Raw genomic sequence first — 13256 nt, 5'->3', positions numbered from 1 at the left:
GTAAAAACAAAACCGAGGCTATCGTCTTCGTTCAAGCGATTTATTATGACGATCATGTTCCTCGCGCTTGCCGTATCGCTCGCCGCGTGCGGAGCGCCTAAGGAGAAGGAGAACGCCGCTTCCGGCAAAGTGAAAATAACGACCACGATCGGAATGATCGCCGACATCGTCAAGCAGGTCGGGGGAGAGCACGTCGAGGTGACCGGATTGATGAAGGCGGGCGTCGACCCGCACTTATACAAAGCATCGCAAGGCGATCTGAAAAAGCTGGATCAGGCGGATATCATTTTCTATAACGGACTTCATCTGGAAGGCAAAATGACCGACGTCTTCGAGAAAATGGAGAAAACGAAGCCGACGGTGGCCGTGACGAAAAACATACCGGAGTCGAAGCTTCGCGGCATGGAGGACGGAACCGGAGCGCACGACCCGCACGTATGGTTCGACGTCAAGCACTGGATCAGCGCGACCGAGACGGTGCGCGACGAGCTCAGCAAGCACGATGCGGCGAACGCGGCGGATTACAAGAAAAACGCGGAGGCGTACATCAAGCAATTGGAGGAGCTGCATCAGTTTGCAAAGGAGCAGATTGCCTCGATTCCGGAAAAGCAGCGGGTACTCGTTACGGCGCATGACGCGTTCGGTTACTTCGGGGATGCTTACGGCATCAAAGTGATGGGGCTTCAGGGCATCAGCACCGCGTCGGAATACGGCTCCAAGGATGTCAGCGACCTGCGCGACTTCCTCGTAGCGAACAAGATTAAGGCGGTTTTCGTAGAGTCGAGCGTACCGAAAAAATCGATCGAGGCCGTTATCGAAGGAGCCAAGAAGCAAGGACACGAGATTCAAATCGGCGGCGAGCTGTTCTCCGACGCGATGGGGGAAGAAGGAACGCCGGAAGGCAACTATATCGGCATGGTGAAGCACAACATTCATACGATCGTTCAAGCGTTGAAGTAAGAGTCCGGGAGAGAGGGCGAGAAGCGGACAACGAAAAAGGGGAGTGGAACCAATGAAAGAACAGCGCATACCGTTATCTATACTAGGCATGACAGTAGCTTACCAGAAAAAGCCGGTCCTCCGCGATATATCGCTGCAGGTGCCGGAAGGAAAATTGATCGGCATTGTCGGACCGAACGGCGCCGGCAAATCGACGCTGATCAAAGCGGCTCTCGGGCTCATTCCCAGCGTAACCGGGGAAGTTTCGATCTACGGCAAGCCATACGCCGAGCAGCGGAAGCTCATCGGCTACGTGCCGCAGCGGGAATCCGTCGATTGGGATTTTCCGACAAGCGCGCTCGATGTGGTGATGATGGGACGTTACGGTCATTTAGGCTGGCTCAAGCGACCGGGTGCCAGAGAACGGGAGATTGCCATGGATTGCTTGTCCAAAGTAGGCATGGCCAGCTTTGCCGACAGACAGATCAGCCAGCTGTCCGGCGGACAGCAGCAGCGCGTGTTCTTGGCCCGGGCGCTGGCGCAGGATGCGAAGCTGTATTTTATGGACGAACCGTTCGTCGGCGTCGATGCGGCCACGGAGAAAGCGATCGTTACACTGCTCGGTGAGCTCCGGGAGCAAGGCAAGACCGTTCTGGTCGTGCACCATGACCTCGCGACGGTGAAGCAATATTTCGATTGGGTCATCCTGCTGAATGTGGAGCTTCAGGGCATCGGGCCGGCGGAAGAAGTATTTACGCGGGACAATCTTCAACGAACGTATGGCGGGCGGCTGGCCTTTTTGGATCAGCGTGAAGGCGCGCTCGTCGTGAACGCGAGGTGAGCGGCATGGCATGGCTGGAATTGTTTCGCGATCCGAATGCGCAGTGGATCTTAATGGGGAGCATGCTGCTCGGCCTGAGCAGCGGCGTGCTTGGCAGCTTCGCTTATTTGCGCAAGCAGAGTCTGATGGGCGACGCGCTTGCGCATGCAGCACTGCCGGGCGTGTGCATCGCTTTTATGCTTACCGGCTCGAAATCGATCTTTTTCTTCCTGCTCGGCGCGATTGTCGCCGGTTTGGCGGCCACCTTCGGGATTGGCTATGTAACACGCAACTCCCGAATCAAGCAGGATACGGCGCTTGGCATCGTATTGTCGGTATTTTTCGGACTCGGCATCGTGCTGTTGACCAAAATTCAGCACGGCGGCAGCGGCAACCAGAGCGGCCTTGACAAGTTTCTGTTCGGGCAGGCCGCTTCCATGGTGCTGTCGGATGTCATCACGATGGCGGTTGTGGCGCTGCTGCTGACGATGATTTGTGCCTTGTTGTTCAAGGAATTCAAGCTGCTCAGCTTCGACCCGGGCTTTGCCAAAGGGATCGGGCTGCCGGTCGCTTTTCTCGACCAATTCATGATGTTTCTGATCGTGGTGGCCGTGGTCGTCGGCATTCAAGCCGTAGGCGTCGTGCTGATGTCGGCGCTGCTCATTACACCGGCTGTCTCGGCCCGGTATTGGACCGAGAAGCTGGGCGTCATGGTGGTGCTTTCGGGCGTCTTCGGAGCGCTCAGCGGCTTCTTCGGCACATTGCTTAGCGGCATGGCGAACAATATGCCGACCGGACCGCTTACGGTGCTGGCGGCGACCTTTTTCTTCGTCGTATCGGTGCTGTTCGCGCCTCGCCGGGGGCTGCTAGCCAAATTGCTGGAGCGTTTGGCTGTCAAACGCAGCGTGCTAAGCGAGCAAGAGCTTCGGCCGCAACTGCACGGCATCGGTGCGGCAGGCGAACCGTTTCGGAAGGAGGGGCAGGCATGAACGACTTTTGGATACTGCTGACAGCTGCGCTCGTAGCCTGCTCCTGCAGCCTGCTCGGCTGCTTCCTCGTTCTGCGGAAAATGGCGATGATCGGGGATGCGATCAGCCACTCGGTATTGCCGGGCATTGTGCTGGCGTTTCTGTTCAGCGGCTCGCGGGATTCGCTGTGGATGATGCTGGGGGCGTCGCTCATCGGCCTCGTGACGGTGTTTCTGATCCAATGGTTTCATCAGAACGGCGTTCAATCCGATGCTTCCATCGGCGTCGTGTTTACCGCCTTGTTCGCCGCAGGGGTCGTCTTGGTAAGTCTGTATACGCGGCAGGTAGACCTCGATCTGGATTGCGTGCTGTACGGGGAAATTATTCATGTGCCGTGGGAAACGGTGGAGTGGAACGGGATCGATATCGGTCCGAAAGCGGTCTGGGGACTTGGCATCGTGTTGACGCTCAGCGCTTTGATCATCGGGCTGTTCTACAAGCAGTTCAAAATATGCGCGTTCGACCCGGCCATGGCTGCTGCGGTGGGCATACCGGTCGCGCTGTTCCATTACCTGCTGATGGGACTGGTCTCGATGACGACGGTAGCCTCGTTCGAAAGCGTAGGCGCTATTCTGGTCGTCGGCATGCTGGTCGTGCCGGCCGCCACAGCGTATTTGCTTACGGAGAAGCTCAGCCGCATGATCCTTTACAGCATGGGAGTCGGCGTGCTGAGCGCCGTGCTCGGTTACCTTGCCGCCGTGCTGCTGGACGCCTCGATCGCCGGCTGCATGATCGTCGCCGCAGGCGTGCTGTTCATCCTGGCGCTGCTGTTCTCGCCGACGCACGGCGTCGTCTGGCGCAAATTCAGACGGAAGCAGGCCGCTGTTGTCGGTTAAAAAACAAAAAATACTTTGCATATGCCGATGGGGTGTATCCCTCCAGCCGCTGCCCTTCCCCAGAAAGTGATGTTACTCTTAGAAGCTTATTCTGATACTTTCCGGGGACCCCATTACCCGTGAAATTGATTATAAATTTTAGTTGTATTTTCACGGGCTTCAAAGGCGGACGTAAACTCTTCCGGGACACACCCCATCTAAATTTGTCTGGGAATTTTTCGAACATAACCTTCACAATACAAGAAGCCGGGCTTACGCGAGCCCGGCTTTTTCGTATACGCGCTTGAACGCCTGCTGCGATCGCGCCGCCAACGCTTCGGCGGTGTCTGCCGGCGGCTGCGGCGTCAAAATCTCCTGTGCCACGACGCCGGTATAGCCGATACGCTGCAGCCCTTGCAGGAACGTCGTCAGGTCGATGACGCCCTCGCCCGGATACACCCGGTCGTTGTCCAGCACCTCGGCGACCGGAACGTCCTTCGCGTCGTTGATATGGACATGAACGATCTGGTCGGCGCGCAGCTTGGCGATGTCGGCCGCCGTCCCTCCCGTCGTATACCAATGGTAGGCGTCGAACAGCAGGCCGACGCTGCTTTTGCCGATCGTATCGATCCATTCCAGCATGCTTTCCGCATCCCAAAGGAATGGATGCTTCCAGCGCGTGCGCAGATGGTGCGGACCGACGAATTCCAGTCCGAGCCGGATGCCGTACGCCTCCAAAATATCAGCGCACAGGCGCAGGCGCCGGGTTGCGGCAGCCATAAAACGCGCGGCGTTCTCGTTTGTCGACGGCAGCACGTACGTGCAGCAGGCGGTTACGCCAAGCTTGCTGGCCGCCGCCGCCTCCGCTGCGAGCCGGGGCAAGCCTTCCCGGAACGCGTCCTCGGTTTGCCGCCATTCCGCGGCGAGTCCGATCGCCCCGATGCGCACTTGTTTCTCCTGCAAAAAGCCTCTCACTTGTTCCAAGCCTGCCGTCGCGATCCATTCCTCCAGCTCCTGGCCATGCGCGTCGACCGCGCCGAACCCGAAGCGGGAAGCCAGCTCTACAAAGTTGCAGATCGGCCCTGCTTCGCCGATGCCTGCTCTAGTCAATCCTTTGATCATCCGTTCTTCACTCCTCCGACAAGGTATACCCGCCCACATCATAAACCGCCGCTCCGCAGGCTGTCTACTCGGAAATAGCGACATGATTTTTGCCGGAAACCTACCATTTCCTGAAACCCGTACGAATATGGTATACTGTTATATCGGACTATTTTTTAGCGCTTGAGGAGGAAAAACAATGTGCGGGATCACCGGCGTCATGTATTTTGAAGACCGCGAGCCTTCCCCGTCCACACTGAAAAGCATGACCGATTGTATCGTGCATCGGGGACCGGACGATTTTGGATTTTGGAGTGAGAACCGCATCGGACTCGGCTTCCGCCGCTTGTCCATCATCGATTTGCAGGAAGGCCATCAGCCGCTCGCCAACGAAGACGAAACGGTATGGATTGCGTTCAACGGCGAGATTTATAACTATAAATATTTGCGCAATTCGCTTCAGGCGAAAGGACACCAATTCAAAACTCATTCGGACACCGAAGTCATCGTCCACCTGTACGAGGAGTACGGGGAGGAATGCGTGAAGCAGCTTCGTGGAATGTTCGGATTCGTCATCTGGGACCGCCGCAAAAAGCAGCTGTTCGGCGCACGGGACCATTTCGGCATCAAGCCGTTCTATTATTACCACGACAACGGCCAATTCCTGTTCGGCTCTGAAATCAAAAGCATTCTGGCCGCCGGAGTCGCCCGGACGATCCATACGGAAAGTCTGCTGAACTACTTGACGTTTCAATACGTGCCGGAGCCGACGACGATGTTTCAAGGCATACATAAGCTGCCGCCGGGACATACCGTTACCGTATCGTATGACGGCGGGCTGTCGGTCAAGCGGTATTGGGACCCGATGCTGCAGCCGGAGGAACGGCCGTTTGACGAATGCGTCGAGCGGATCCGCGAGGCGCTCAAAGATTCGGTCGTTCACCATATGCAGAGCGACGTGGAGCGGGGCTGCTTCCTATCCAGCGGCATCGACTCGACGGCGATTGCGGCGCATATGCGTCAGGTCGAATCGATCCGCACGTTCTCCGTCGGCTTCGAGGGGGCCAACAACGAGACGGTCATCGCGCGTCAGACTGCAGAGGCGCTAGGGACCGAGCATTACGACAAAATCATCACGAAGGAAGATTACTTCGGCACCTTGGCCAAAGCCGTTTGGCATCAGGACGAGCCGGTGGCCGACCCTTCGGCAATTGCGCTTTACCATGTGGCGCAGCTAGCTCGCGAGCACGTAACGGTCGTGCTGTCCGGCGAAGGAGCGGACGAGCTGTTCGGCGGGTACCGCATCTACTGCGAGCCGCAATCGCTCGCGCCGATCGAGCGGCTGCCGCACGGCGTGAAGCGGCTGCTGCACGCGCTCGCCCGGCTGCTGCCGGACGGCGTCTACGGCCGCAATTACGTGCTGCGCGGCACGACGCCGCTGGAGCAGCGATTCCTCGGCAATGCCAAAATTTTCACCGAAGACATGAAAGCCGAGATCGTGCGGGCCGACCGCGAGCTGCTGAGCCGGTACCGCAATCCGTTCGACATCGCCAAAACGTTTTACGATAAAAGCAAGCATCTGGACCCGGTGTCCCGGATGCAGTATATCGATATGAATTTGTGGATGCCCGGCGACATTCTGATGAAGGCGGACAAAATGACGATGGCGCATTCCATCGAGCTGCGCGTGCCGTTCCTAGACGTGGAGGTGTACGAGGTGGCGCGCCGGATTCCGGCCAAATACCGGATTGCGGAAGGCACGACCAAATATGTATTCCGCAAAGCGATGGAAGGCATCATTCCGGATTTTATCTTGAACCGGCCGAAGCTCGGATTCCCGGTGCCGATGCGCGATTGGCTGAAGGGCCCGCAAGGAAACATTGTGATGGAGCAGATCGCGGCAAGCGGCATCGACAGCTACATCCGGATGGATACCGTAAGGGCGATGCTCGGAAATCATCAGAGCGGCAAAGGCGATTACGCCCGGCGCATTTGGACGATTTATATGTTCGCGCTTTGGCATGCGGCCTACATGGAGGAACTGCCGGCCCGAACGCTCGCGCACGCTCAATAAGCTAAAGTCCGCACGGGAACGCCTCCGGCCGCAGCCCGCGGCAGGTACGAGCCCCAAGGAACGGACGAAAAGGGAGAGAAGCGAACATGAGTCGATTCAAAATGGTAGCGTTGGATCTGGACGGCACTTTGCTGACGGAGGAAAAGACAATCTCGGAGGAAAACCGTGCGGCTATTCTGGCGGCGCACGATGCCGGAGTAACAGTCATGTTTTCGACCGGACGGGGGATTCAGAACTGTCAGGCTTATGCGGAGGAGCTCGGTCTGAAGTCGCCGCTCGTCACCGTGAACGGCAGCGAAGTATGGAAGGCGCCGGGCGAGCTGCTTGAGCGTCATACGCTGGACACGGAGCTGATCCGCCGCATGCATGCGCTCGCGGTTTATTACGATACCTGGTTCTGGGCTTATTGCGTCAAGGAAATCTACAACAAAGAGCATTGGCTGCCCGAAGCGGAGATCGATGCGCAGCAGTGGCTGAAGTTCGGCTACTATATCGAAAACGAAGAAAGCCTCGCCGCTATTCGCCGGGAACTGGAATCGTGGGATAGACTGGAAATTACCAATTCCCATCCGTTCAATATCGAGGTGAATCCGAAAGGAATCAGCAAGGCCAGCGGACTGAGACAAGTATGCGCCATGCTCGGCATCGGGATGTCGCAGGTGATCGCCATGGGTGACAGCTTGAACGACGTCGCCATGATCCGCGAAGCGGGACTCGGGGTGGCGATGGGGAACGCGCAGGAGGAAGTCAAGCGGCTGGCCGATGCGGTGACCGGGACGAACGAAGAACATGGCGTCGCTCAGATTATCAGGGAATATGCGCTGAAATAGCGGGACCGTGCTATCCGGCAAGGCAGGCATGACAGCTGAGAAGGGAGGCATCTATCTATGCTTATTGCCGCATGGATCATCGTCGTTATTCTGTTTCTCGTCGGCATGGCCGGGGCGGTATACCCGGTGCTGCCGGGGGCGCTCGCGATTTATGCGGCGTTTTTCGTCTACGGCTTTATGGTCGGCTTCGAACCGTTCGGCGTCTGGTTCTGGCTCGTTCAAACGACGATCGTGGCCGTTCTGATGGTGGCCGATTATGCCGTCAGTGCGGTTGGCGTCAAAAAGTTCGGCGGCACGCGGGCATCCGTCATCGGCAGCACGATCGGGCTGTTGATCGGACCATTTGTTATCCCGGTTGCAGGGCTGCTGATCGGGCCGTTTCTCGGCGCCGTCGTGGGCGAGCTGATCGTCGGAACGGAATTCCGGCAGGCGGTACGGGCGGGAATCGGAGCATTGGTCGGCTTTTTCTCGGGGCTCGTCGTTAAACTCGTGCTGCAGCTTCTGATGATCGTGCTGTTTATCATCTGGGTCGTGTAAGGCATTAAGGGAAGAAGGGAACGTTTTGTCCAAAGATTCATTAGTCAAAGGAACGCTGATTCTAACCTTGGCGGCATTGGTCGCCCGGGCGCTCGGCGTGGTGCAGCGCATCCCACTCGTTTATTTGCTCGGCGATATCGGCATGGCGGCCTATGGGATCGCCTTCAACCTGTACTCCGTGCTGCTCGTCGTCGCCACCGCAGGCATTCCGAGCGCGCTCAGCAAAATGATCTCCGAGAAGACCGCGCTTGGCCGGCATGCGGAGGCGGACCGGATCTACAAGGCGGCGCTGTGGTTCGCCGTCTGCGCAGGCGTGCTGATGACCGTGCTGCTGTACGCTGCAGCGCCGTATTTTGCCGACAGCATTCTCAACCCGCAGGCGGCGCTGCCGATCCAGGCCATCGCACCGGCGCTGCTGCTGTTTCCGCTGATCGCCATCATGCGCGGCTACTTCCAGGGACGCCGGATGATGATGCCGAACGGCATATCGCAAATTATCGAACAGGTGTTCCGAGTCGTCACTTCGGTGGCGCTTGCCTATTTGCTGCTTAGCCACAGCTTGGACTATGCCGTCGCCGGCGCTTCGTTCGGCGGCGTGGTAGGCAGCATTGCGGCGGCGGCCGTGATGCTGTACTATGCGATGCGGCTGAAGCAAAGCGACCGCCGCGAACGGTCCGCGGAGGACGCCGACGCAGCGGCAGCGAGCGCCGGAGATGTGGCATCCAGCCAACCGCTGACATTCAAAGCGATTTATGCGCAGCTGTTCAAGCTGTCCGTGCCGATCGTCATTTTCTCGATGACCGTCACGCTGATTTATACGATCGATTCGTCGATCGTCACTCTGCTGCTTAAGGATCAGTTTGGAGAGCACGCGGCTCGTGAAATGCTTGGAATTTTAACCGGCCGGGCGCAATCGCTGGCAGGCATTCCGATTATTCTCGCCGTAGCGCTCAGCCAATCGGTCGTACCGATTATTTCGTCAGCCTATTCGCAAAGGGACATGAAGCAGGTGTCCGATCAGACGGCCAAGGTATTGCAATTATCGATTCTTACCGGCCTTCCGATGGTGCTGCTGATCAGTCTTGGGGCGCGCCCGATCAACGGGTTTATTTTTGCGAACACGACCGGCTCGCCGGTTGTCGATACGTATGCCGCTCCGATCATTACCCTGCTCACCGTCAGTGCGATGTTCCAGATCGTCATGCAGACCTCGGGAGCGGTACTTATGGGGATGGGCCGCATGAGGCCGCTTGTGCTAAGCGTGCTCTTCGGCATCGCGGTCAAGCTGGCGGGCAGCTATGCGCTGGCTCCGTACTGGGGCATCTATGGCATCATTGCCGCCACCGCTCTGTGCTTTATTGTAATGACTTGGCTCAACCTGACGGTGCTGCGGTCCGCCGTGCCGTTCCGGGTGTTCGGCCTGCGCCGCTGGTTGTCGCTGGCGATAACGACGGCGTTGATCTGCCTGATCGGCTATGGACTGGAGCAGCTTTGTGTTGCCTACGTCCATCCGTTTGGCAGTGATCGCTTGGACGATATGGTACAATCCTTGATCATCTGTGCGATCGCCGGCGCGGCTTACCCTGTCCTGCTCTTCCTGACACGGGTCATGACGCTGCAGGATTTGCAGCATCTGCCCGGGCCGCTCCGGAAGCTGGCGAAGCCGCTGCTCGCCCGTTTGGGCCGCACGACGCAGCAAGAAAAGCGCTAAGCGAAGCGTTAGTGCTCTGCTTGTTGAGAAAGTGGTCAATTGAGGTAATAGAGGTTACGAAGGGGTGGGATATCCACTTCCGACCGCTGTTGTCCCCGGGAAATTTGATTGGAAGCCGCTTAGTAGCGGAAATTTCCCGAAGACAAAGGCGGCCGCTATCGCTTCTCCAGTGGATACCCCACCTACGTATGTTTCTCTATTTTTGTAAAAGCCCACTTTCTCAACACTCTGAGCCCTAAGCTAAGCGTAAGCGCTGGCAGACAACTATGAAAACAGCCCCGAACCTTGCAATGCGAAGGTTCGGGGCTATTCGTCGTCCGATAGCGGCGGATTTTGGGAGCGCTATCACTAGCGCATGCATCGCCCGTTACGGACTGAACGTTCGCCGCTTATGGCTGTTGATTTTTGTGCCGTGCCGGGCCGGCGTGACACCAGAGGGTCACGATCGGGTCTTCGGTGCTGGAGTGGAGGTGATGGTCTTCTCCCGGCTCCACGACGATAATATCGCCCACGGCTACCGGGTGGAACGTCTTGTCGATCTCCATCGTCCCGCGGCCTTGCACGATCAGGAACGCTTCGCAGTCCGTATGCACGTGATAGTCCCGGCCGTCCGGCCCGTCGTTCGTGTGGCTGCGCTCGCCCGGCTTGCTGAACGCCAGCCCTCCCGAGGACACATAGGCGCCCGGCAGCACCTGATTCAGGATGTGTCCTTCGCGGGCGTCCTGCAGCTCGCTTAAACGGTATCTTTTCATTGACGGCGATCCCTCCGTTATTAGGAAAAAGGGTGAATTCCAATTCGTATATGATCATATCCGATTCGGGTTCCGACGGGTATTGAACAATTTAAGAATGACATGGAATCTTTTATGCTTTATTCGTAGGGAAGTTACGCGGAGAACCAGACTTGCTCCAAGATCCGCGCCGCAGCGTCGATGTCCTCCTCGGATAGCCCGGCGAAGCCGAGCAGAATGACCGGGTCCGGCCCTTCGGGGACGGACTCGAAGCAATAGCCCGAGATGCCGTACACCTTGACGCCCGCTTCCTTCGCGCGGGCTACCAGCTCTTCCTCGCACAAGCCGTTGCGCACCTTCAGGAGCAGGTGCAGGCCGGCGTTCTCCCCAATGATGTCGACCGGCTGAGGGAACCTGCGCACGGCCGCCACAAGCCGGTCTCGTTTTCTTTTGTAAATGCGGCGCATCTTATTCAAGTGCTTCTCGAAATGCCCTTCCTGGATAAACCGATACAGCACGTGCTGATCGATGCGCGAAACGGTCGAGGCATATGAGATGTAATGCGTGCGGTACACCTCCAGAAGCCGGCCGGGCAGCACCATATAGCTGATGCGCAGCGAAGGGGACAGCGGCTTCGACAGCGTGCCGATATAGATCACTTTGCCGCTCGAATCCATCCCGTGCAGCGAAGGGATCGGCTTGCCGCTGTAGCGGAATTCGCTGTCGTAATCGTCCTCGATGATGTACCGGCCATCCTGCTCGTTGACCCACTGCAGCAGCCGCATCCGGCGGTTGACCGGCATGACCATGCCCATCGGGAACTGATGGGAGGGCGTCGTATACACAATGTTCGAGCGTCCGTCCGCAAGCTGCGCAACGTCGACCCCCTCTTCATCCAGCGGCAGCAGTTGAACGTCAATGCCGTAGCTTCGGAGAATGCGGTACATCCGGTAATACCCCGGATTCTCGACGGCGAATGAATTATCCCGGCCCAAAATTTGCAGCAGCAGCTGAAACAGGCTCTCCGTCCCGGCGCCGACGATAATTTGCTCCGGGGTGCAGGACACTCCGCGGGAATAGTACAGGTACTGGGAAATCGTACTGCGAAGCCTCTCGTCTCCTTGCGGATGTCCGAGCTGCAGCAGCGACTTGTGCTCGGACTGAATCGTTTCTTTAGCCAGCTTCTTCCATATGGCAAAAGGGAACACGTCCAGATCGATACTGGTCGGCGAAAAATCATACCGGGGAATGAAGGCGTCCGAGTCTGCCGTCGGCTTTCGCACGGCAGGTACCGGCGGTTCCGCGCCGATTCGCAGCACCTCGTCCGTTTTGCTGACGAAAAATCCGCGTTTCGGCACCGCTTCGACGTAGCCTTCCGCCACCAGCTGCTGATAGGCGGTTTCGAGCGTATTTTGGCTGATGCGCAGGTACCCGGCAAGCTTCCGCTTGGACGGCAGCCTTGTCCCGTAGGAAAGCTGCCCCGATTCGATTTCCCGCTTGATGTGCATGTAGAGCTGATCGTATAAAGGCTGTTTGCGTCCCGGGTCCAAATGAACCGTGAACATATCCATCAGTGATGCCCCTTCCTCAAACTGACCTCATCATTTTGTGTAAAACTGAAGCTTATGATCCGTTCAAATAATGATTATAATCGAAAAAACATAGACAGGAAAGGACATAAGCAGCATGTTGAAAAAGTCGTATCGAGGAAGAAATCTTGGGCTGGCGCTCATCATTATCGGTGCCGGCTGCTGGGGATTGTCGTCCCCCATGATGGAATGGCTGTTCTCCCATCAGAAAATGTCGTCCACGGCGCTTCTGCAATTCCGATTCATGCTATCGGGCGTCATCCTGCTATTGATAGCCATGGGCAGAAAGCAAAATATATGGAAGGTTTGGACCGATCTTCGCATGGTCCTGTCTTTAATCATCTTTTCGGTCTGCGGGATCATGGTGCTGCAGTATGCGTTTATCAGTACCGTCGAAACGGGCAATGCCGTGACGGCAACCTTGTTTCAATTTTTGAGCCCGGCAGTTGTCATGATCGTGCTGGCGTTTAAGAAGCGGAAGCTGCCGACCTGGATGGAGACGGTGCTGGTTTCACTCTGTATCCTCGGGTTGTTTTTCATGGTCACGAACGGGTCTCTGGAAGGAATTACCTTGTCGCCCAAAGCCGTCGGCTGGGGGCTTGCCACCGCTGCTGCGTTCGCCTTCTATACGTTGTTTCCGGTTCCGCTCATCCGCCGCTGGGGCGGCATGCTCGTGTTGGGCTGGGGGATGCTGATCGGCGGGATTGTGTTCAACGCGCTGCCTGTCTCGGGAGGCTTTTATTCGGCTGTGCAGGGCATGGATGCCATCTCATGGATTCTCGTACTGTTTATCGTCTTGTTCGGTACGTGCCTGGCCTTTTTGTTTTATTTGGAAAGCCTTCATTACCTGGAGCCCGCCGAAACGAACACGCTCTCCGTCATGGAGCCGCTCGTGACGATCGTCGTTTCGATGCTGTGGCTTGCGGAGCCGTTGAAGTTCTTTCAAATCATGGGCGGTCTGTTCATCGTCGCTTCGTCCGTCTTGCTGTCCGTCAAGCCTTGGGATAAAAGGGCGCGAGGCGGGGAGAGAACGGCAAGTGAAGGGTTATAGCCGGTCGTTGGGGCGGCAAGCCTAAAAAAA

The 13256-nt window shown here is 57.3% G+C and carries 12 protein-coding genes; 9 read left to right on the top strand and 3 right to left on the bottom strand.

The window, feature by feature from the left end:
• Positions 1-45 precede the first annotated feature (45 nt).
• The 4 genes from KQX66_RS02165 to KQX66_RS02150 are packed head-to-tail and all read left to right on the top strand — an operon-like array spanning position 46 to position 3623.
• Complete coding sequence (locus tag KQX66_RS02165) at positions 46-960, top strand: metal ABC transporter solute-binding protein, Zn/Mn family (protein WP_216789695.1); 915 nt, start codon at positions 46-48, stop codon at positions 958-960.
• 52 nt (positions 961-1012) lie between these two features.
• On the top strand, positions 1013-1780 hold the full coding sequence (locus KQX66_RS02160; RefSeq protein WP_216789147.1) for a metal ABC transporter ATP-binding protein: 768 nt from the start codon (positions 1013-1015) through the stop codon (positions 1778-1780).
• Between the two features lie 5 nt (positions 1781-1785).
• Positions 1786-2748 (top strand): metal ABC transporter permease, encoded by a 963-nt coding sequence (locus KQX66_RS02155; protein ID WP_216789146.1) that lies wholly within the window; start codon positions 1786-1788, stop codon positions 2746-2748.
• On the top strand, positions 2745-3623 hold the full coding sequence (locus KQX66_RS02150) for a metal ABC transporter permease (protein ID WP_216789145.1): 879 nt from the start codon (positions 2745-2747) through the stop codon (positions 3621-3623). Before KQX66_RS02155 ends, KQX66_RS02150 begins: the two co-directional genes overlap by 4 nt.
• A gap of 252 nt (positions 3624-3875) precedes the next feature.
• On the opposite strand, the gene KQX66_RS02145 is transcribed toward KQX66_RS02150, so the two are convergent.
• Positions 3876-4724: a sugar phosphate isomerase/epimerase family protein gene (locus tag KQX66_RS02145; RefSeq protein ID WP_216789143.1), complete on the bottom strand. Its 849-nt coding sequence runs from the start codon at positions 4722-4724 to the stop codon at positions 3876-3878.
• A gap of 178 nt (positions 4725-4902) precedes the next feature.
• On the opposite strand from KQX66_RS02145, the gene asnB reads away from it, so the two are divergent.
• The 4 genes from asnB (at position 4903) to KQX66_RS02125 (ending at position 9855) form a co-directional block, all read left to right on the top strand.
• Positions 4903-6777 carry an asparagine synthase (glutamine-hydrolyzing) gene (asnB, locus tag KQX66_RS02140; RefSeq protein ID WP_216789141.1) on the top strand — a complete coding sequence of 625 codons (1875 nt, stop codon included), beginning with the start codon at positions 4903-4905 and terminating at the stop codon, positions 6775-6777.
• 86 nt (positions 6778-6863) lie between these two features.
• A complete protein-coding gene (locus KQX66_RS02135; RefSeq protein ID WP_216789138.1) occupies positions 6864-7607 on the top strand; it encodes a Cof-type HAD-IIB family hydrolase in 744 nt (247 codons plus the stop codon).
• A 57-nt stretch (positions 7608-7664) separates the two neighbouring features.
• Positions 7665-8144 carry a DUF456 domain-containing protein gene (locus KQX66_RS02130; protein WP_010493735.1) on the top strand — a complete coding sequence of 160 codons (480 nt, stop codon included), beginning with the start codon at positions 7665-7667 and terminating at the stop codon, positions 8142-8144.
• 25 nt (positions 8145-8169) lie between these two features.
• The gene (locus KQX66_RS02125) at positions 8170-9855 is read left to right on the top strand and encodes a putative polysaccharide biosynthesis protein (protein WP_216789136.1); all 1686 of its coding nucleotides are present in this window, start codon (positions 8170-8172) and stop codon (positions 9853-9855) included.
• A 389-nt stretch (positions 9856-10244) separates the two neighbouring features.
• On the opposite strand, the gene KQX66_RS02120 is transcribed toward KQX66_RS02125, so the two are convergent.
• Positions 10245-10607: a cupin domain-containing protein gene (locus KQX66_RS02120; protein ID WP_216789133.1), complete on the bottom strand. Its 363-nt coding sequence runs from the start codon at positions 10605-10607 to the stop codon at positions 10245-10247.
• A 134-nt stretch (positions 10608-10741) separates the two neighbouring features.
• A complete protein-coding gene (pdxR, locus tag KQX66_RS02115; RefSeq protein ID WP_216789130.1) occupies positions 10742-12157 on the bottom strand; it encodes a MocR-like pyridoxine biosynthesis transcription factor PdxR in 1416 nt (471 codons plus the stop codon).
• A 115-nt stretch (positions 12158-12272) separates the two neighbouring features.
• Between pdxR and KQX66_RS02110 the strand changes: the two genes are divergently transcribed.
• Positions 12273-13226 carry a DMT family transporter gene (locus KQX66_RS02110; protein ID WP_216789127.1) on the top strand — a complete coding sequence of 318 codons (954 nt, stop codon included), beginning with the start codon at positions 12273-12275 and terminating at the stop codon, positions 13224-13226.
• Positions 13227-13256 lie beyond the last annotated feature (30 nt).

The organism is Paenibacillus oleatilyticus (assembly GCF_018998565.1).
Taxonomy (GTDB): Bacteria; Bacillota; Bacilli; order Paenibacillales; family NBRC-103111; genus Paenibacillus_G; species Paenibacillus_G oleatilyticus.
This window is presented reverse-complemented; position numbering and strand designations above follow the sequence as displayed.

What these genes read in the sequence shown, in the direction of transcription:
- KQX66_RS02165 (WP_216789695.1), top strand. Translation starts at nt 46, where the DNA reads ATGACGATCATGTTCCTCGCGCTTGCCGTATCGCTCGCCGCGTGCGGA.
- KQX66_RS02160 (WP_216789147.1), top strand. Translation starts at nt 1,013, where the DNA reads ATGAAAGAACAGCGCATACCGTTATCTATACTAGGCATGACAGTAGCT.
- KQX66_RS02155 (WP_216789146.1), top strand. Translation starts at nt 1,786, where the DNA reads ATGGCATGGCTGGAATTGTTTCGCGATCCGAATGCGCAGTGGATCTTA.
- KQX66_RS02150 (WP_216789145.1), top strand. Translation starts at nt 2,745, where the DNA reads ATGAACGACTTTTGGATACTGCTGACAGCTGCGCTCGTAGCCTGCTCC.
- KQX66_RS02145 (WP_216789143.1), bottom strand. Translation starts at nt 4,724, where the DNA reads ATGATCAAAGGATTGACTAGAGCAGGCATCGGCGAAGCAGGGCCGATC.
- asnB (WP_216789141.1), top strand. Translation starts at nt 4,903, where the DNA reads ATGTGCGGGATCACCGGCGTCATGTATTTTGAAGACCGCGAGCCTTCC.
- KQX66_RS02135 (WP_216789138.1), top strand. Translation starts at nt 6,864, where the DNA reads ATGAGTCGATTCAAAATGGTAGCGTTGGATCTGGACGGCACTTTGCTG.
- KQX66_RS02130 (WP_010493735.1), top strand. Translation starts at nt 7,665, where the DNA reads ATGCTTATTGCCGCATGGATCATCGTCGTTATTCTGTTTCTCGTCGGC.
- KQX66_RS02120 (WP_216789133.1), bottom strand. Translation starts at nt 10,607, where the DNA reads ATGAAAAGATACCGTTTAAGCGAGCTGCAGGACGCCCGCGAAGGACAC.
- pdxR (WP_216789130.1), bottom strand. Translation starts at nt 12,157, where the DNA reads ATGGATATGTTCACGGTTCATTTGGACCCGGGACGCAAACAGCCTTTA.
- KQX66_RS02110 (WP_216789127.1), top strand. Translation starts at nt 12,273, where the DNA reads ATGTTGAAAAAGTCGTATCGAGGAAGAAATCTTGGGCTGGCGCTCATC.